The following is a 16,779-nucleotide window of genomic DNA, read 5'->3' on the forward strand; positions in this document are numbered from 1 at the left end:
TATGAAAGTTGCTATCATTCCTGCTCGCTCAGGCAGTAAACGAATTCCTCATAAAAATATTAAGGAATTCTGTGGTAAACCTATGATTGCGTGGTCGATTCAGGCTGCTCTGCAATCTGGATGCTTTGATCACGTTGTGGTTTCGACCGATTCAGAAGAAATTGCAATGATTGCACGGGAGTACGGAGCTACCGTTCCATTCTTGAGGCCTAAGGACCTCTCGGGTGACTTAGTTGGTACTATGCCTGTATTGACGCATGCGGTGTTAGAGATAGAGGCTGTCTTTGGGAGACATGTCGATCAAGGCTGCTGCTTGTATGCTACAGCTCCTTTTGTGACATCTGAACTATTACAAGAGGGCTATTCAGTTCTAGAGAGTGATGTAAGCCTCGAGTTTGCGTTTAGCGTGGCTACATATCCATTTCCTATTCAGAGGGCTCTCCGACTCACTGGAAGAGGAAGAGTAGCGATGCTGGAGCCCGAAAATGAAAAGAAGCGTAGTCAAGATTTTGAAGAGTGCTACCATGATGCTGGGCAGTTTTATTGGTTTCGCCGAGATGCAGTATTTCAAAATGATGGATTTTTCAGTGCTCGCTCAACTGGTGTGGTTATTCCGAGAGAGAGAGTTCAAGATATAGATACTCCAGAAGACTGGAGGTGCGCCGAACTTGCGTATGAATTACTTGAAAAGAAAAAGTGAAACCACTAGTAATTATTCTAACAGAAGGTGCGAAACTCTCTAATACGAGTGGTTATTATAGCCGTGCTCTTAAGCTTGCGAATGCCTGTGCCGCTCGTGGGGGGGATGCTATCATCCTGTCTGAATCCCACGGTGGTTATGGGGAGCAAAAGGGGGGTGAGGAAGGATTCGTAATGAATAATGAGAGTTTAGGGGGCTGGAGTAGTCGTTTACAGATGGCCGCAGCAGGTAGGCCAATTGAGTGGCTTGTGATTATGGGCTATAGCTTTTTCGAAAGACATAAATCTGTTTTCGTAAGTAAATCGAGTAAGGTTATGCTGGTTTCAGATGAAGTGTCTGAGGCCCCAAACGGGTGTGATGTTGTTCTTAATGAAACGGTAGAAAAATCTGTGTGGAAATCGCAAGGTGAGGGGAGTGTTTTGAGGTTGTTGGGCCCTGTATATAGTCTAAATGCCCCAGATGGCATAGGCGCACTAAGGGTTTCCGCAGTATTATTTCAAAGGCTTAATATTGTCGTAGCAACAGCAGCAGATGGGTGGATGTCTTCAACGATAGACGACTTTGTTAGGAAGTTAGAGAAATTAGGGCACAGTGTACAAGTTGTCCATGAGGCTGATGAAATTGAACCTTGTGATGTGCTTTTTCTCCTCTCTTTTTGGCAATTGATTCCAGAAGATGTATTAGAAAAAAATGTGCATAATATCGTCGTACACGAAAGTGATCTGCCTAGAGGGAAGGGATGGTCTCCTACGACATGGCAGGTGATACAAGGTCAAAACGAGATTCCAATAGTTCTGTTTGAAGCTGAGGCTAAAGTGGATGCTGGGAATATTTATATAAGGGATACCATTTTATTAGACGGGAGTGAGTTGGTGTCAGAAATTCGAGAGAAGCAGGCTAATGCAACATATTCTCTATGTTATTCATTCTTAGAAAGCTACCCAGAAATTATTGGAGAGTCTGTACCGCAATTAGGGGAAGAGAGCTTCTATGCACGCAGGGGGCCGAAAGATAGTGAGATAGATGTAGATTGTACTATCCGTGACCAGTTTGAATTGCTGAGGACTGTCGACAATACTGCTTATCCAGCATTTTTTTATCATAGAGGGAATAAGTATGTTCTGAAAATTGAAAAAGATAAACATTATAGACCAGAGTGCTAACTAGAAGGACTATCATGAGTAATAAAATTGAAGAGTCGGCCTCGATGGTTGTGGCGGCACTAGCTAATCAACTTAAGGCTGACGGTGTTGATGTTGTATCCTTGTCGATTGGAGACACACATTTTCCGTTAGATCGTGCTCTGCAAGCAGGCATTTCCGAGGCAATGTCAACCAACCGTACTCATTATTCACTGGCGCAAGGAGAAATGGACCTCAGGAATGCAGTGTCGAGAAGTTACAAAGGCACCTATTTGAGTGACGAAATAATCATAAGTCATGGTGTGAAGAATGGGTTGTATTCCTATTTTTTGGCTACAGAGCGTCAATCAGTATGCGCTATCGAGCCAGCATGGTTAGGCTATAAAGGGTTGTGTAGGCTTGCAGGAAAAAATTATTATGGAGTCAATAGGTATCAAAACAATTGGTTGGAATCATTGAAGGATTCTGAATTTGATATACTCATCATATGCAATCCCAACAACCCGGACGGCTATGTCTATAGAGATTCAGAACTCCAAACAATTCTTGAAATTGTAAAGGATAAGGGAGCTGAGCTTTTAATTGACGAAATATATAAGTTTTTCTCCTATGATCATGCTGTCGATAGTATGGCTAGGTTTAGAGGCCTTAAAAATGTGGTTCTTTTTGATGGTTTTTCGAAATCACATGCGATGACGGGATTACGAGTCGGTTACATTGCCAGTAAAAATGAAAGTCTTTGCCAACAGATTATCAAGGTGCAGCAGAACACGATTACCTGCGTGAATACGATTTCCCAGTATGGTTTAAGTCAAATAAATGAGTTAGATCGAGTAGTTTCAGGCTATGCAGCATATTATGAAAAAAATCGCTCTTTAGTGTCTGAGATAATCCCTGAACTGTTGCCGTTTACTCCAGCTGGAGGCTTCTATTATTTTTTTGATTTAGGCCTTTTAGGAATCAAGTTGGATGCAAAAGACTTTTGTACGGGTCTTCTGGAACATGAGGCCGTAGCTCTTATTCCAGGGGGAGCGTATGGGAGTGGTTTTGATGATTACGTTAGGCTTTCATTTTGTGTTGATACCGAAGAATTAAAAAAAGGGCTTAATAGGCTCAATAGCTATATTGAAAAATGCAAGGAACTATAAATGTAAATGGGTTTAAAATTGGAGGGGCGGCGACATATGTAATTGCCGAGATTGGATCAAATTATAACCAAAGTTGGGAACTCGCTTTGGAATCGATCGATGCAGCTGTTGAGTCTGGCGCTGATGCAGTAAAATTCCAATCTCTAAACGTTGATAAGCTCTATCGTGATCCAAGTAAGAGTATCGTTGAACTACACAAGAAAATAGATCTTAAGGAATCCTGGCATTATACTCTAGATGAATACTGTAAAAAGAAGGGGGTCACATTTTTTTCAGCCCCGACTTATTTTGATGCTATCGATTTATTAGAGGATATTGATGTGCCGCTATATAAACTAGCTTCTGCACAGATTGGAACCTTCCCTCAGTTGGTGAGGAAAGTTGCAAGTCTAGGTAAGCCGACTATAATCTCAACGGGGATTGTTTCATATGCTGAGTTAGAGGGGGTAGTTAATATTTTTGAAGCTGAGAATAATCCAGACTATATCATCTTACATTGTAATAGTATGTACCCCACGCCATACGAGGAGGTTAATTTGGGGCGCATCGAGCTTTACCAGAAGATGTTTAACAAAATCGTGGGTTTTTCTGATCACAGCGATGGAGTATATACTGCAATAGCTGCTGTGGCCAAGGGCGCCAAAGTGATTGAAAAGCATTTTGCTATCGATAAAACATTGCCCGTACCTGATTCTCCATTTTCTTTAGACCCTGACGAGTTTAAAAATATGGTAGAAGGGATTCGTATTACTGAAAAAGCGATCGGCTCCTTACCTAGAACACGACTAGAATCCTCTGAGAGTGAGTTCAAACAATCCATATTATACCGATTATTTGCCAAAAAAGATATTAAGAGAGGAGAATCTTTAAGTGTGGATGATGTTGATTTTTTGAGATATCCGGAAGGTATCGATTGTCGTGATTTTGGTGTTTTTGAAGGAGCTTCATTGAGTGAAAATGTGGCAGTAGGCAGTTTGTTGTTACCCTCAATGTTCTCTTTGATATGAAGCAACGTGTGTTAATTTTGGCAATTGGCTGGGAGCAGGTTCCTCTGATTGAATTGTTAGCATTACGGGGTGATATCGACCTGTACGCTGTGCACTACTCCGAAGATTATTATAAAGGTGTCGAGTACAAAGAGGTCTTGATTGCTGACATGCTAGATTTTACGGAAATACTAGCCTTTGCGAAAAAAATTAGACCAACAGCTGTCATCTCTGACCAGGACGACTATGCTTACTTGGCTCAGTCATATGTAGCTACGGAGTTTGGGCTGCCAGGCCCCAGTGTGGATATTGCTGAGTTAGCAACGAATAAGTACGTTCAACGCAAGCGTTGCCAGAAGATGGGTATAAGGGTTCCACGTTATGAGCAATGCCGTTCGGCTGAAGATTTGAAGGGCTTTGCTCAACGATGTGGTTACCCGCTGATTGTGAAGCCTGTGGATGCGCGTGGTAGCTTTGGAGTATCCAAAGTATCCAGTGCCGACGAGGTCACAGAGGCTTATATGGAAGCATACAGAAACAGTATATCAGGATTGGTTATTGCTGAACAATTTATTGAAGGTGATGAAATTACTGTGGACGGATACTGTGTGGGTGGAGAGCCCATGTCCATAGCCTTAGCTACGAAGTCGAAGCTAGGTGATGGACTGCAAGTTGCGATCGATATAGAATATCCAGGAGCTCTGGATAAGAAGTTGTACGAAAGAGCGATGCGAAACAATGAGGTAGTTTGTAGAGGCTTAGGATTTAGCTATGGCATGACGCATGCTGAGTACCTAATTGATTCTAAGGGGCATATTTATCTTGTTGAAGCTGCGAATCGTGGTGGTGGGTGTTTTACTTCCGAGCTCATAGTACCTAAGGTGAGTGGCGTAGATTTAGTTGAAGAATTAGTATTGAATGCACTTGGGGAAAGCCAATTTGATGGATCTGAGATTGTAGTGGATAGGAACCAGGTGATTTTGAAATTTTTCACTTTTGAATCAGGTGTCATAAAATCGATAAATGGACTAAATAAACTAGAGGTTGACCCCGATGTGTTAGAGTATCGATTAGCTTTCAAAGAGGGAGAGGTGATAGCGCCTATCACAAACGATGCAGACCGCCACGGTTTTGTGATTGTTCATGACAAGAAGGATGCTAGACGGAAAGCTGATCAAGTGATTGCCTCTATTACGATAGAGTATGAATAGTGATTGAGTTGATAGCTAGGCCATTGGATAGTTTTTTCATTTTACAACTTCGCTAGAGTTTTTAAGCATACAGAATAATGTCATATTTCAAGGATCAGATAATAAGTGTCATAAAGAATAATAGAATATCTTCGGTAGAAGTGGCTGATGCACTTGGGAAATCTGGTGTAATTGAAGGTTTACGCCCTCTTGTCTCCAAAAAGTTTACGGTTGGTGAAGTGAGTTACATCTATGGTCATAGCAAGTCAAATTGGCCTATTCATGAACAAGGTGAGGTAGTGAAAAAAGGTGGAGTTCTGTATGTTGATACATTTGATTGCGGGAATCATGCAGCATTTGGCGACATTGTGGCAAAGTATTTCATACTTTATAAAGAGATTGAGGGAATCGTAGTGAATGGTTTGATGCGAGATATCCATTCATTGATCAAGCAAGATTACCCGATCTGGGCTCAAGGCGTGACACCACTGGGTTGCTACAATAAAGAGGTGCAGCCAACGGCAGAAGTTCTTCAATTAGCTGAGGAAAATAGGCGAAAGATTGAGGGTGGTGTAGTAGTTTGTGATGACTCAGGCTGTACTCTGATTAGAAAGGAACAACTCACTAAAGATACCTTGAAGCGCCTTCAATTTATCGAGTTGCAGGAGGACATATGGTACTACTGCATAGATACCCTAAAGTGGTCGACATATAAGACTATCTGTTTGAAGGCTTATCTAGGAGATCCTGAGGTGTTACCTGAAGTGTTGAGGCAGAAATTAGAGGAATACAATGTCTAGATGAGAATATTTGATTTCAACATCCATTTGCCGGCGCCGATCGAAGCAACGGTGAATGATCGTACGGCGACGGAGATGTCAGCTAATCATGATGAACTTATTAAGAGGTTAGACCAAGTTTCTTTTCTGCCTAAGTTGGCAGGAGCTAACTTTATGGTTTTTAATTCAAGCTTATTTTTAAGTGGGGATGCTTTTGCTGTATATGCCCGTAGAAAGGTAAAGAAAGTTGCGTTGACTATTCTAATCGACTTTAGGGACTCTGACTGTATTCGACATATAGAGGCTGCCCGTGCAGCGGGCACTCATTGTATTAAGTTTCACTCATACCAACAGCAGATCACTATTGATGATTATAAGGTGATAGTAGAATTATGTAAGTATGCAGAATCGCTAAATATGGCCATTTGCCTCGATGGTAGTTATGGAACTGCATACATGACTGAACATGATACAGTAGATTTTATCTGCTGTGTTGCTCGTCATATAACTGAAGTTCCAGTGATTGTGTTGCATAGTGGTGGCTTAAAATGCTTGAGCATATGCTTATTGGCGTTAGATCGGCCAAATATCTATGTGGAAAGTTCAATTTCACTTACCTGGTATTTGGGGTCAAGTGTAGAACAGGATTTGGCCTATATGTATAAAAAGTTAGGGCCAAATAGAGTGATGTTTGCATCCGATGACCCTTATTTTAAATTTGATGAAGCATTGAATGATGCTCAATCTTTCTACAATAGGCATAAATTCTCTGATGAATTTTTAGATAGGGTGTTTTATCAGAACGCGGTAGATTTATTGGAGTTGTAGCTGTGGGGAAGCAAGGTAGTCATAGGGTTGTTTTTTTTACTGAGCTTGGTGCGCGCATTGGTTACGGGCATGTGATGCGGTGCCAGACGCTTGCTAAGTGTCTAGTAGAGCTTGGTGTTTCGGTCAGGTTCTGTCTGTTCTCATACGACTGGAGAGAGGATCTTTATGATACTGGCTATGAGCAGTCCTACCATTCATGGCATGAAAATGAACTTCTGTTTAGTGAACTGGTGAAGGAGGATACAATTGTGGTGGTTGACTCTTATCTCGCTAATCTAGATTCATACAAGTCGCTTAAACTTGCAGCTCAACGAGTAGTTGTAATAGATGATTATGACCGGATTGAGTACCCAGTTGATTGTGTTATTAATCCGAATATCTACTATCAAAGAAATGATTATCGATATAGCGGTGTGAGTTTTGCTGGAGGCCCGCGATATTGTTTGTTGAGAGATGAGTTTCATTTTGAACGTAATGAAATCCGTGTGCGAGAGAGTATACATGAGGTTCTCATAACAGTGGGTGGTAGTGATGTTAGGGAGCTGATTCCACGTTTGTTAGGTAAGGTGGTGGCAGTTTACCCTGAAATAAATTTTCATTGTGTGTGTGGTACGAGCGCCTATCAGCTCGACCTTGAAAGTTTAGCTTCGGCCTACAGCAACCTTAGGCTTTATGGTCGTGCTTCAGCGGTTGAAATGAGAAACTTGATGCAAAAAGCTGATTTGGCTATTACAGCCTGTGGACAGACACTGGGAGAGTTATCCTACATGGGAGTTCCAATGATCGGGATTTGTGTTGATGTTGATCAAGAGAAATTTAGAGACTATTATGTCTCCAATGGTTTATTTTTATCTAGAATCGATTGGGATGATGTGGACTGGCTTGAAAAGATAAAAGAGGATTTAAATAAATTGAGTTCTTATAACTTACGTAATAGAATGACGCATAACCTACATGGGTTGATTGATAGCCAGGGTGCAATAAGGGCTGCTAGAGTTATTTTAGGTTAATCATAGATGTCTGTTGCAGATCTGAGATGCCAAAATTTTATTGGGAGATATATGAGGGTGATTAAAGTATTCTTTGTGTATCAAATGAGCGTCCCAATTATTGCCTTGAGTTTGAAAAGGTGCCAAGATCTCACTATGATATTAGTATCGGCGTGGAAGGGTGTCGTATAATCCATTTTGAATATTTTTTGCTGGCCTAGCAAAAGACACGTCTACACATTCTCTACATGTCAGTTATTGATCTATTCATGAATAGCGGAAAATAGATACGAGTAGCCTACAGGGAAAATTATGAGTAAAAATATTCTAGTAGTGGCAGCACATGCTGACGATGAGATCCTCGGTTGTGGTGGTACCATGGCCAAGCATGCCGATGCAGGTGATGATGTCGCAGTGATATTTCTCACCAATGGAGTTGGTTCACGCGGTGCTGGAGAAGAAGATTCTCAGAATGTTGAGCTTAGAGATTGTTCAGCTCAAAAAGCGTTGGGTATTGTTGGGGCTCGTTCACTCACACGCTTGGAGCTTCCAGATAACGCCATGGACAGTGTCTCACGGCTCGAAATTATTCAAGCGTTGGAGCCGTATATAAAATCATTTCAGCCAGAGACCATCTACACCCACCATGGTGGTGATCTTAACATAGATCACCGCCGAGTACTCGAAGCTGTCCTAACTGCCTGTCGTCCTCAGCCAGGTAGTTTTCTTTCGCAAATTTACTCCTTCGAAGTAGCTTCTAGTACAGCCTGGCAAGGATCTTCTCTCAGTTCCGCATTTTCACCTAACCACTACATAGACATCAGTCAGCAACTTGACCGCAAGCTGACAGCTCTCGAAGCCTATAGTGAGGAAATGCGTGATTTTCCACATGCACGCTCTATTAAAGCTCTAGAAGTACAAGCTAAATTTCGAGGAGCTCAAGTCGGACTAGAGGCAGCAGAAGCTTTCGTACTAGAAAGATCTATCGGATAAAGAAAATACCCAAGAAATGCATATACTCTCTATTCCTACTCGCATTGACCATGACTGGCATGTCGCTTGTGAAATGGAAATACTAACCAAGGCTATCAAGAAGGGTCATAAGGTGACAGCCGTTATCCCTCACTGGAGTCACGTTCTGGCTGATACAGTCGCCCCCTGTTATACCCCTGATGATTTAGAGACGGAGTCTAAGGCTTATGTGGATAAGATGAGTAGGGTGTATTCAATGGTCTCGGATTCAATCGAAGTCATTGAAGCTGAGCCTATCAAGTTTGAAGGAGAGTTTGAGGAATGGCTTCAAGATGTTTTTGAAAATATCGAATCATTAGGTGACTTGTCTGAGCAAACATTTCATGGGTTCGATGTGGGTTCAGCCGCTGTGTCGTCCTTTGTGTCATGGACGAGGCTATTAGATGTCTCTGTCAAGCAGGAGTGGGGGCGTTTGAGACCATTGCTCTGTTGCGCCTATGCTCAATATAGGCTCACATGCCAATACACGGATGCTTTGAATCCTAGGGTGGTACTTACGTTTAATGGCCGGTTTGCCTCTAGTAGAGGAGTTCTACGCGCCTCGAGAGAAAAGAGGATCCATTGTTGGCTCCATGAGAGAGGCGCTGACAAGGCTAAGTATCACATATTCAAAAACTATTTACCTCATGATCAGAAAGCTTTTCGAGCAAGTGTTCGTCGATGGTCGATGTTTCGCAGTAGATTTACATTAGCTTCTGCGGCAAAGAGCTTTTATGGAGCGAAGAGGCTAGGGGCTGACAAAGGCTGGGTCTCATTTGTTAAAGACCAAAATTTCAATGAACTACCGAAGGGGTGGGACGAGGAAAGACATAATGTTGTTATTTTTAACAGTTCTGAAGACGAATTTGTGGCAATTGGTAAGGAATGGGCCAACCCAATTTATTCGAGTCAATGTGAGGCAATTGACCGGCTTCTATCAGATATTGATGATGAGAATATACATTTTTGGCTTCGGATGCACCCCAACTTAAAGGATGTGTGTGACCAAGAGCTGTTAAAATGGAACCAGCTAGACGAGAAATATGATAATTTAACGGTTATTTCACCTGAATCTAAAGTGAGTAGTTATGCATTACTAGACGCGGCATCCAAAGTTTTGACGTTCGGTTCAACTATGGGGGCTGAAGCCTCCTATTGGGGGAAGCCGTCTGTCATAGCCGGAACAAGTTTTTATAAAGGCTTGAACGCCGCTCACGCACCAAGGTCTCATAATGGCGTAGTATCTATGATTGGCGATAAAAGTTTAACTTCTTCTGGGAAGAAAGGTGCGATCAAATATGGTGCATATGCTGGCGAATTTGGAACTAGTATGGAATACGTTAAGGTTCACAGCTTTGAGGAAGTGGAGTACATGGGGCAGGAAATCCCTAAGCGGGCAGTTGGTTAAGGGCTTGGCACTTTACTCTATACCTAGAGTGGCAAGTCCAATCTATAATATGGGAACGCTGATAGATCGGTCCAGAGCTGTCCAAGTTCGTCACAGGTTTGTATCTCAGAATGCTTTGACAAGCTAGGGATAAGTAGTAGGTTTTTCACTCACATCAATGATGTTCAAATTAATTACAATTAATGAATAAATTTCTTCCCTATTTTAAGCTAATATTGCCAGTGAAATGGCGCTTTATACTGGCCATTGTTGCGGGTATTATCTACGGAGTGGCCTCCGGTTTTGGTTTGCCCTTCATGGCTTCCAAAGTCTTTCCTTTGTTGTTCTCTTCCGATCAACAGGGGCTTGTCTTAGCAGTTGCTAGTAGCGACTTGAAGCCTGCTCATTATGACTTGGGAACCCAAGATGAGTTCACGCACATTGAACGATTGTACACTAAAACTGCGGCCGAGACGTATGAGAAATTAGAAGAGGGCTCAGTTCTGTCCATTGATGGAACCTATTTAAGTCCGGGTTCCGAGATTAAGCAATCGATTGGGGATCTGTTTTATTTGAATGACTCAGATGAGTACAAGTCGATTCAACCAACCCTCTATTTTAAGAGCTCGCATCAGGAATACAAACCTATCACTCAAGAGGCTGAAAAAAAGAGTGATGGCTGGTTCTTGTTTGGAGTCGTAATGATGTTACCTGCTGTATTTTTGGTTCGTGGAATATCAGGTTTTACCAATACATATCAGATCACATACTGTGGTAACTTTGTTTTAGAGCACCTGCGTAAAGACGTGTTCAATAAGCTTCAGGAGCTAGACCTCTCATTCTTTCAAAAGCATGGAACAGGTGATCTCATGACGAGAATTATGACCGAATCTGCTCGTTTGCAACAGATGCTCACATCAGCTGCGAATGATTTGATTAAGCAGCCTGTAACTTTTATAGCCGCTGTCAGTTCGCTTATCTACATGTCCATCCAGCAGAGTGAGATCGCCTTCATTCTAGTCTGTTTTGCAGTGATTCCTGCAGCAATCTATCCTGTAAGGAAGCTATCTAAGCGGATGATGGAGAAAATGCGTATTGGTGCTATGGGGGAAGGGGAATTGGGGAACTGTGTGCAGGAAAACCTCATGGCGGTCAGGGACGTTAGATCGTTCAATTTAGAAGAGCGTGAAAAGTCTAAATTTAAAGTGATTCTTGATGACTTTTTTAGAATGATTATGAAGATGACCAAATACCGAGCCTTCATAAACCCGTCTGTGGAGTTTATTACAGCAGTAGGGGTGTCAGTCGCCATTTATTACTCAGCACAAAACGGTCTGACTCTAGAGAAAGTTCTACCACTTATTTTTGCTCTGTATATGAGTTATGAGCCGATTAAGCGGATGGGAGCCTTACAGAATCAATTAGTATTGGGTGCTGTTGCTATTGAGCGTTTGGAGGGTGTGCTTAATGCAGAAGTGGGGGTGAAAGACCCAGAAAATCCGAAGGTGTTACCGCAGCTGAGTGGTAAGATTTCTTTCCGCAATGTATTATTTAATTACGAAGAAGGTGAGCCAGCGTTGAATCGTGTAAATGCAGAAATTGCACCAGGTGAAATTGTTGCTCTCGTCGGTCCTAGTGGGGCCGGGAAATCAACTTTTACTCATTTGATTTCTAGATCCTACGATTTTGAAGAGGGGCACCTCTTATTCGATGAGCTAGATGTTCGTGATTATAAATTACATGACTTACGAGCCAATGTATCCGTTGTCTCGCAGGATCCATACTTATTCAACGACACTGTAGAGAACAATATCCGGTTAGGCAAACTTGATGCTAGTGAAGAAGAAATCCGTGAAGCGGCGCGATTAGCGCACTGCCATGAGTTTATTGAAAAATTGCCAAATAGTTACCATACTATTGTGGGTGAAAAAGCAACGCGCCTTTCAGGAGGGCAGCGTCAGCGCTTGGCAATTGCACGGGCTTTCTTAAAAGACTCCCCAATTCTTATTTTGGACGAAGCCACTTCGGCTCTGGATGCTGAAAGTGAGCAGGCTGTTCAGGGGGCGCTTGAGGAACTTGTCCGAGGAAGGACTACGCTCATTATTGCCCATCGATTTAGCTCAATCAAGATTGCGCACCGCATCTTGGTTTTTGATGCTGGTAAAATAGTTGCCGAGGGAACTCATGAGGAGCTCATGTTGGAGAGCGATTTATACAAGAGCTTGCACGAAAAGCAAATTCTTGACTAGGTATTAAATACTGCAATGTAGTGAATCAAACTCCATGAATCAAGAGATCATTTATCGCGCACTTGAAGACCCTGCGGGTCGGGAATCTCTCTGTGTATACGCATCTTACGATGCCAAGAGTCGGGTGCAGAAATATGTGTACCATCAGCTTGATCGGATAATCGATGAGCTGGGTGCCCATGTGGTCTTTGTGACAACTTCGGAGGAGTTAGATGAAAAAGACAAAGAGAAGCTCTCTGCGATGGGGGTTTCTGTGATTCACCGGAAAAATATTGGCTACGATTTTAAGTCATACTATACTGGGTTTCAGCAATTTGAAGCTAGGCTCGGACAGTTTCGTAGTATCTTTCACTGTAACGATAGCGTGTATGGTCCATTTGCCTCATTAAAATCGGTCTGTGACCGGATGAGAAAAACTGGGTTCGATGTATGGGGAATGACGGACAGCTGGCAAATAAACTACCACATCCAATCCTACTTTGTTTGTTTTACTGAGGTTGTATTTGAGGCTCTGAGAGAATTTTGGGCAGCTTACGATTTTAAGTGTGACTACGACACAGTCATCCACTGTGGAGAGGTTGGTATGAGCCAATTCATGGTAGAGAAGGGTTTTTGTGTTGGAGCAGCTTTCCCTGTTGAAAAACATATTGCCCCGTACTTGGTGAAGGTTGAGAATGAAGAAACGAATGCGCATACATGTATGCGTGCTATGGCCAAGCCAAGGTGGTACTCGATCACTCACAGGGCGATGACTATTAATCCTTCGTTTGCTCTATGGAAACCATTTTGCCGAGCTGGCAATCCATTCTTAAAAAAGAAGATGCTCATAGATTGGAGTAATCAGGGGCTACATTCAGGAGATTGGCTCAATGTCATTGATGACAAGTATCTTTATGCTAAATCGATTACACAGGCCAGTATTCATCGAGATAGGCCTGCATTAGTAGGAAGATTAAAGCCAAAAAAGTATTACTTTTTTGTCAATCCTGTGAAGTTTCTCAATTATACCAAAAATTGGGCACTATTCATGCGAGGCCTTGTGTCTGATTGAAATTTCGAAGATCGAGTGTTGCTGTTTGTCGGAGGAATGGCTACTGATGTTTCATATTAGTTTATGAAGATCACGGCGATTATTGATAGCTACAACTCGGCTCCGTATTTAGCAGAGGCGATTCAGAGTGTGCTGGATCAGACGCGCCAGCCAGACGAGTTTATCGTGGTGGATGATGAGTCGCCAGATGAGTCTGTAAGCATTGCACGAGAGATGCTGAAGGAGGTCTCTTGGGCTAGAGTGGTAGAGAAGAAAAATGGTGGGCAGCTGAGTTGCGTGAGTGAGGGTATTGTTCACTCCACTGGAGATCTTGTAGCCTTGTTAGATAGTGACGATATTTGGCATGAAAACCATCTCGAGCTTGCGGAGAAGCAGTTTTTGAATGAGCCAAAGCTAAGTTTATATTTTTCCGCCAGTAAGGAGTTTGGAGAAGGGGACAAGAACCTATATCGGAGCTATTGTCCTAAGCTCATTGGTCAGACGACAGTCCTTACTGCAGTCGGTAATTCATATGTTGGCGGATTGAATTCTGCTCTTGTGGCTCGAGCTGCGGATCTAAAGCCGTACTTGCCTTTACCCCGAGATCTCGAAAAGGACTGGGTTGTCAATGCTGATAACATTACGATTTGGCTCACTTCATTGAGTGGTGGCTATAAGTATGCATCGGATGAGGTCACCGTGAAGTATCGCGTGCACCCTACAAACAATCACAAAGCTCTTTCTAAGCATCCGGCACGCATACATCGAAAGGCGGCGACGGCCCGTTTTTTTGAATATTGTCGTAGTGTTTTTTCCATTCCTGCAGATTTTGGTAAACTTTTACCGCAAGAATATAGGGCACATCCTAATCGGACGAAGGAGCTGAAGAAGGAGTATCTCAAAGCACTGGGCAAAGTTTCCCATGCGATTGGGATACGCGCGACGCTAGAAGCATACATCCGAATTCAACTAGCGAAGTGATATGTTGGAGGTTTCAGCAGTTTTAATCACCCGTGATGACGGAGAGCGTGTTGCAACATTGGCTCGCCACCTTTTGGGATTTGTCGCTGAGGTGGTTGTACTCATTGATGACCGTAGTGGGCGGGAGGTGGATGCCGCGTTGTCTCAGATAGAGCGCTGTAGGTATGAGCGGTATAAGTTTGAGGGTTTTGGGCCAGCTAAGCGGAAGGTGGTAGGTTTGGCTCGTTACGATTGGATTTTTTCGATTGATTCGGATGAATGGCCAGACGAGGAATGTGTTAGATCGCTTCAGTCGCTGGATGTTACGAGCCCTCAAGTGTATCGCTTTAAGAGACTGAATCATTATTGTGGAAGGCCTATCCGTGGCTGCGGCTGGTATCCTGACTGGGTAGTTCGTCTATTCCATCGATCAGTGGCAAATTTCAGTGATGATATTGTGCATGAATCCGTGAAGCCGAAGACTTCGAGTATGGAAGTTCGCGAGCTAGAGGGGCACATTTTACATTATTCGTTTAATGGGAGTCATGAGTTGCTGCAGAAGTTAATCCAGTATACCAGTTTGTACGCGGAGAATTACCAGGGTAAGCCAAAGCCTGTGTTACTCATACTGTTGAGGGCAAAATTTGCTTTTATAAAGTTCTACTTCTTCAAGAAGGGGATTTGTTTTGGCCGCGACGGATTCATTATTTCACTGATGAATGCGGGTGGGGTATTCCATAAACATTGGCGAGCTGCTGAAATAGCAAGGGAGCGTAAATGAAGGTTGCAGTCATTATATCTACCTACAATTGGCCGCAAGCGTTAGATCTCTGCCTGGCATCTCTAGCTAAGCAAGTTCACAAGCCTGATGAGGTGATCATCGGTGATGATGGCTCTGCGGCTGAAACAAGATCAGTGATCGATAGTTGGTGCTCTGAGCTCAACATCATTCATGAATGGCAGGAGGATACTGGGTTCAGGCTTGCTCGGAGCAGGAATCTGACTTTGCGAAAAGTCACAGCTGAATATGTCATTTGTATTGATGGAGACATGGTAGCTCACAGGGACTTTGTGGCAGACCATGTGGCTTATGCAAAGAAAGGGAGTTTCGTGCAAGGATCACGGGTTCTTCTGAATGACCGTTTTAGCAAGCAGATGATGCGAGATCCGAAGGCCTGGTCATGGGATCAAGCTGCTATTGAGGGTGGCGTATTAGGGAATGCTAAAAACCTCCTTCGTAAACCTTGGGCCACCAAGCTCATTGGGCTCCAAGCAAAAGCGACGGCGAAGAACACACGCACCTGCAATATGGCATTTTGGAGAGACGACCTCTATGCTGTGAATGGGTTTGACAACCGTTATGAGGGATGGGGGCGTGAGGATAGTGATCTTGCGTGGAGGCTGGTGAATTATGGGGTGAAACGTCGCAAGCTGAAGTTTTCAGCAGTGGCGTTACACATCTACCACCCAGAAGAGTCCAGGGAGGCACTCCCAGAAAATGATAAGCTACTCGAGCGCGTCTTGAATGATAAAACATACTACCGCTGCGAGAGTGGGATTGAGGAATAAAAGGTAATGGATACAGTATCATTGGTAATCACGAGCTGTGCTCGAATGGATTTATTAGAGCAGACACTTGCGAGCTTTCATCAGTGGAATTCTTATCCTCTGAGCCAGGTGATCGTGACTGAAGATTCACCCTATGGCGAGCAAGCGCAGGCCTTACTCGACCAGTACGATTGGGGCTGCCCAGTGACATTGATTTCTAATGGTCAGCGCATTGGTCAGCTTGCTAGTATCGATAAAGCGTATGCCGCGAATACTTCGGATTATGTCTTTCACTGTGAGGATGATTGGGAGTTTCTTCGTTCTGGATTTATTGAGGACTCGCTGGAGGTACTTAAGAAGGATACGCAGGCCTTTTGTGTGTGGGTGCGTGCGCGAGATGACTTTCCAGATGCATTATTCTCTGGAGAAGAATATTTGGACGCTGACGGTAAGGTGGTGGGTGAATTGGTGGTGAAAGAGATATGTTCTTTCAATCCATCGCTGCGTCGGGCGGTTGATTTTCCTAAGTTCCTACCACTAGCTCGCTTCAAGGAGGAAATTGAGCTCGGGATATCCCGTGTGCTCGAGGATGCCAACATGCATTCGGTTCTACTCTTTGATTCTGCGACTGCTCACATTGGGTGGCACCGCAGGCTCGATTCGAATTCCCAAGATAAGTCTCAATTTGTTTACGATTTGAAGGATCGATTCAAGCGCTTGAAGTCACGGATCTACAAGTGGACCAAGTCCGGGCATTATAAAGACCGCTAGCGCTCTGATATTGCTGGTGAGGCATTAGTTAATGGGTTCTGCTTGCCAAGGTAAAGCCTTG

The 16,779-nt window shown here is 43.3% G+C and carries 16 protein-coding genes; all 16 read left to right on the top strand.

What is annotated here, in order from left to right:
* Position 1 precedes the first annotated feature (1 nt).
* The 16 genes from pseF (at position 2) to F454_RS15615 (ending at position 16,718) form a co-directional block, all read left to right on the top strand.
* Positions 2 to 700: a pseudaminic acid cytidylyltransferase gene (pseF, locus tag F454_RS0105450; protein ID WP_026292733.1), complete on the top strand. Its 699-nt coding sequence runs from the start codon at positions 2 to 4 to the stop codon at positions 698 to 700.
* Complete coding sequence (locus F454_RS15605) at positions 697 to 1,863, top strand: formyltransferase family protein (protein WP_018969623.1); 1,167 nt, start codon at positions 697 to 699, stop codon at positions 1,861 to 1,863. The genes pseF and F454_RS15605 overlap by 4 nt, the downstream gene beginning before the upstream one ends.
* A gap of 14 nt (positions 1,864 to 1,877) precedes the next feature.
* The gene (locus tag F454_RS0105460; protein ID WP_018969624.1) at positions 1,878 to 2,990 is read left to right on the top strand and encodes a pyridoxal phosphate-dependent aminotransferase; all 1,113 of its coding nucleotides are present in this window, start codon (positions 1,878 to 1,880) and stop codon (positions 2,988 to 2,990) included.
* Positions 2,975 to 3,997: an N-acetylneuraminate synthase family protein gene (locus tag F454_RS0105465; protein WP_018969625.1), complete on the top strand. Its 1,023-nt coding sequence runs from the start codon at positions 2,975 to 2,977 to the stop codon at positions 3,995 to 3,997. Before F454_RS0105460 ends, F454_RS0105465 begins: the two co-directional genes overlap by 16 nt.
* Positions 3,994 to 5,187 carry an ATP-grasp domain-containing protein gene (locus tag F454_RS0105470; RefSeq protein WP_018969626.1) on the top strand — a complete coding sequence of 398 codons (1,194 nt, stop codon included), beginning with the start codon at positions 3,994 to 3,996 and terminating at the stop codon, positions 5,185 to 5,187. Before F454_RS0105465 ends, F454_RS0105470 begins: the two co-directional genes overlap by 4 nt.
* A 77-nt stretch (positions 5,188 to 5,264) precedes the next feature.
* Positions 5,265 to 5,966 carry an RraA family protein gene (locus F454_RS0105475; RefSeq protein WP_018969627.1) on the top strand — a complete coding sequence of 234 codons (702 nt, stop codon included), beginning with the start codon at positions 5,265 to 5,267 and terminating at the stop codon, positions 5,964 to 5,966.
* Between the two features lie 51 nt (positions 5,967 to 6,017).
* The gene (locus F454_RS0105480; RefSeq protein WP_205618992.1) at positions 6,018 to 6,773 is read left to right on the top strand and encodes an amidohydrolase family protein; all 756 of its coding nucleotides are present in this window, start codon (positions 6,018 to 6,020) and stop codon (positions 6,771 to 6,773) included.
* A 2-nt stretch (positions 6,774 to 6,775) separates the two neighbouring features.
* Positions 6,776 to 7,783: a PseG/SpsG family protein gene (locus F454_RS0105485; protein WP_018969629.1), complete on the top strand. Its 1,008-nt coding sequence runs from the start codon at positions 6,776 to 6,778 to the stop codon at positions 7,781 to 7,783.
* 291 nt (positions 7,784 to 8,074) lie between these two features.
* Positions 8,075 to 8,755, top strand: a complete 681-nt coding sequence (locus F454_RS0105490; RefSeq protein ID WP_018969630.1) for a PIG-L deacetylase family protein — start codon at positions 8,075 to 8,077, stop codon at positions 8,753 to 8,755.
* A gap of 73 nt (positions 8,756 to 8,828) precedes the next feature.
* A complete protein-coding gene (locus tag F454_RS15610; RefSeq protein WP_205618993.1) occupies positions 8,829 to 10,181 on the top strand; it encodes a capsular polysaccharide export protein, LipB/KpsS family in 1,353 nt (450 codons plus the stop codon).
* A gap of 182 nt (positions 10,182 to 10,363) precedes the next feature.
* Positions 10,364 to 12,409, top strand: a complete 2,046-nt coding sequence (locus F454_RS14290) for an ABC transporter ATP-binding protein (RefSeq protein ID WP_018969632.1) — start codon at positions 10,364 to 10,366, stop codon at positions 12,407 to 12,409.
* Between the two features lie 34 nt (positions 12,410 to 12,443).
* The gene (locus tag F454_RS0105505; protein WP_018969633.1) at positions 12,444 to 13,460 is read left to right on the top strand and encodes a rhamnan synthesis F family protein; all 1,017 of its coding nucleotides are present in this window, start codon (positions 12,444 to 12,446) and stop codon (positions 13,458 to 13,460) included.
* Positions 13,461 to 13,523: 63 nt separating this feature from the next.
* The gene (locus tag F454_RS0105510) at positions 13,524 to 14,420 is read left to right on the top strand and encodes a glycosyltransferase family 2 protein (RefSeq protein WP_018969634.1); all 897 of its coding nucleotides are present in this window, start codon (positions 13,524 to 13,526) and stop codon (positions 14,418 to 14,420) included.
* Between the two features lies 1 nt (position 14,421).
* On the top strand, positions 14,422 to 15,180 hold the full coding sequence (locus F454_RS0105515; RefSeq protein ID WP_018969635.1) for a glycosyltransferase family 2 protein: 759 nt from the start codon (positions 14,422 to 14,424) through the stop codon (positions 15,178 to 15,180).
* On the top strand, positions 15,177 to 15,968 hold the full coding sequence (locus tag F454_RS0105520) for a glycosyltransferase family 2 protein (RefSeq protein ID WP_018969636.1): 792 nt from the start codon (positions 15,177 to 15,179) through the stop codon (positions 15,966 to 15,968). Before F454_RS0105515 ends, F454_RS0105520 begins: the two co-directional genes overlap by 4 nt.
* Before the next feature lie 6 nt (positions 15,969 to 15,974).
* Complete coding sequence (locus F454_RS15615) at positions 15,975 to 16,718, top strand: glycosyltransferase (RefSeq protein ID WP_083912900.1); 744 nt, start codon at positions 15,975 to 15,977, stop codon at positions 16,716 to 16,718.
* Positions 16,719 to 16,779 lie beyond the last annotated feature (61 nt).

The sequence above is a fragment of the Rubritalea marina DSM 17716 genome, from assembly GCF_000378105.1.
GTDB classification, from domain to species: Bacteria; Verrucomicrobiota; Verrucomicrobiia; order Verrucomicrobiales; family Akkermansiaceae; genus Rubritalea; species Rubritalea marina.

Excerpts from the sequence above, each read along its gene's own strand:
- F454_RS0105470 (WP_018969626.1), top strand. The coding sequence starts at position 3,994 with ATGAAGCAACGTGTGTTAATTTTGGCAATTGGCTGGGAGCAGGTTCCT.
- F454_RS15610 (WP_205618993.1), top strand. The coding sequence starts at position 8,829 with ATGGAAATACTAACCAAGGCTATCAAGAAGGGTCATAAGGTGACAGCC.
- F454_RS14290 (WP_018969632.1), top strand. The coding sequence starts at position 10,364 with ATGAATAAATTTCTTCCCTATTTTAAGCTAATATTGCCAGTGAAATGG.
- F454_RS0105515 (WP_018969635.1), top strand. The coding sequence starts at position 14,422 with ATGTTGGAGGTTTCAGCAGTTTTAATCACCCGTGATGACGGAGAGCGT.
- F454_RS0105510 (WP_018969634.1), top strand. The coding sequence starts at position 13,524 with ATGAAGATCACGGCGATTATTGATAGCTACAACTCGGCTCCGTATTTA.
- F454_RS0105520 (WP_018969636.1), top strand. The coding sequence starts at position 15,177 with ATGAAGGTTGCAGTCATTATATCTACCTACAATTGGCCGCAAGCGTTA.
- F454_RS0105460 (WP_018969624.1), top strand. The coding sequence starts at position 1,878 with ATGAGTAATAAAATTGAAGAGTCGGCCTCGATGGTTGTGGCGGCACTA.
- pseF (WP_026292733.1), top strand. The coding sequence starts at position 2 with ATGAAAGTTGCTATCATTCCTGCTCGCTCAGGCAGTAAACGAATTCCT.
- F454_RS0105475 (WP_018969627.1), top strand. The coding sequence starts at position 5,265 with ATGTCATATTTCAAGGATCAGATAATAAGTGTCATAAAGAATAATAGA.
- F454_RS15615 (WP_083912900.1), top strand. The coding sequence starts at position 15,975 with ATGGATACAGTATCATTGGTAATCACGAGCTGTGCTCGAATGGATTTA.
- F454_RS0105505 (WP_018969633.1), top strand. The coding sequence starts at position 12,444 with ATGAATCAAGAGATCATTTATCGCGCACTTGAAGACCCTGCGGGTCGG.
- F454_RS0105490 (WP_018969630.1), top strand. The coding sequence starts at position 8,075 with ATGAGTAAAAATATTCTAGTAGTGGCAGCACATGCTGACGATGAGATC.
- F454_RS0105465 (WP_018969625.1), top strand. The coding sequence starts at position 2,975 with ATGCAAGGAACTATAAATGTAAATGGGTTTAAAATTGGAGGGGCGGCG.